This window comes from Cellulomonas septica, from assembly GCF_012396155.1.
In the GTDB taxonomy this organism is placed as follows: Bacteria; Actinomycetota; Actinomycetes; order Actinomycetales; family Cellulomonadaceae; genus Cellulomonas; species Cellulomonas septica.
In genome coordinates this window covers 1-1,512 of sequence record NZ_JAAXOY010000755.1, presented here as the reverse complement: position 1 = coordinate 1,512, position 1,512 = coordinate 1, and the positions used below count along the sequence as shown (strand labels likewise).

Genomic DNA, 1,512 nt, shown 5'->3' with positions numbered 1-1,512 from the left:
GCCGGACCGCCCGACGAGCGTCGCGCCGTCGCCGCGTGGATGCTCGCGCAGGTCGTGACCGCGCACTCGCCCGCCGACGTGTCGGTCGTCGTGCTGACCGACGGGCAGGGCGACGACGCGTGGAGCTGGGTGCGCTGGCTGCCCCACGCCCGCCGGGACGCGGGCCCGGTCGCGTCGGTCGGCAACGACGAGGAGACGACCGCCCGGCGGATCGCCGAGCTGCTCGACCTCGTCGAGCGCCGCCGGTCGGCCGCGCGGGGGAACGGGATGCGGAGCGAGCCGGTGGGGGCACCGGTCCTCGTCGTGCTCGACGGCGCCCGACGGATCCGGCTGCTCCCGGGGCTCGTGACGCTGCTGCGCGAGGGGCCGTCGGTCGGCGTGATGTTCGTCTGCGTCGACGAGCAGGAGCGGCAGCTCCCCGAGGAGTGCCAGGCGGTCGTCGTCGTCGACGGTCCACGCTCGACGGTGTCGGTCGCGGGCCGGCAGCCGGTCGACGGCGTCCGTGCCGACGTCGTGCCGCTCGGCTGGTTCGAGCGGCTCGGCCGGTCGCTCGCCCCGATCCGCGACATCGGCTCGGAGGACCTGGCGGCGACGCTCGTGACGTCGTCCCGCCTGCTCGACGTGCTCGACCTGGACCCGCCGCGCGCCGAGGCGGTCGCGCAGGTGTGGGCGCGCGGGGGTCGCACGACGCGCGCGGTGATCGGCGAGACGACCGACGGGCCGTTCACCGTCGACGTGCGCGCCGACGGCCCGCACGGGCTCGTCGCGGGCACCACGGGCTCGGGCAAGTCGGAGCTGCTGCAGACGCTCATCGCGTCCCTCGCGGTCGCGAACCGTCCGGACGAGATGACGTTCGTGCTCGTCGACTACAAGGGCGGCGCCGCGTTCAAGGACTGCCAGCGCCTGCCGCACACCGTCGGGATGGTGACCGACCTCGACGAGCACCTGACGCGGCGCGCGCTCGACAGCCTCGCCGCCGAGCTGCGCCGACGCGAGCACCAGCTCGCGGGCGCGGGCGCGAAGGACATCGAGGACTACCTCGCGGGCCGCGGCCCCGACGACGCGCCGATGCCCCGTCTCATGATCGTCATCGACGAGTTCGCGGCGCTCGTCGCGGAGCTGCCCGACTTCGTCACCGGCCTGGTCGACATCGCCCGCCGCGGCCGGTCGCTCGGCGTGCACCTGCTGCTCGCGACGCAGCGACCCGCGGGCGTCGTGAGCGCCGAGATCAAGTCGAACACCAACCTGCGGATCGCCCTGCGGGTCACCGACAAGAACGACAGCCAGGACGTCATCGAGTCGGGCGACGCCGCGGAGATCGCACCGAGCCTGCCCGGTCGCGCGTACGCGCGGCTGGGGCACTCGAGCCTCGTCGCGTTCCAGTCGTCGCGGGTGGGGGGTCGACCGCCGGGTGCGTCGGGTCCGGCGGACAGCGTGACGCTCGCCCCGCTGACGTGGTCCGACGTGGGCCGCCCGCCCGCCGTCCCGGGGCGCGCGGAGCAGGACGACGAC

The 1,512-nt window shown here is 75.3% G+C and carries 1 protein-coding gene; it reads left to right on the top strand.

All coding sequences use genetic code 11. The features are described from left to right. A partial coding sequence (locus tag HGA02_RS18855) for an FtsK/SpoIIIE domain-containing protein (RefSeq protein ID WP_281357225.1) occupies positions 1 to 1,512 on the top strand: 1,512 nt, incomplete at both ends.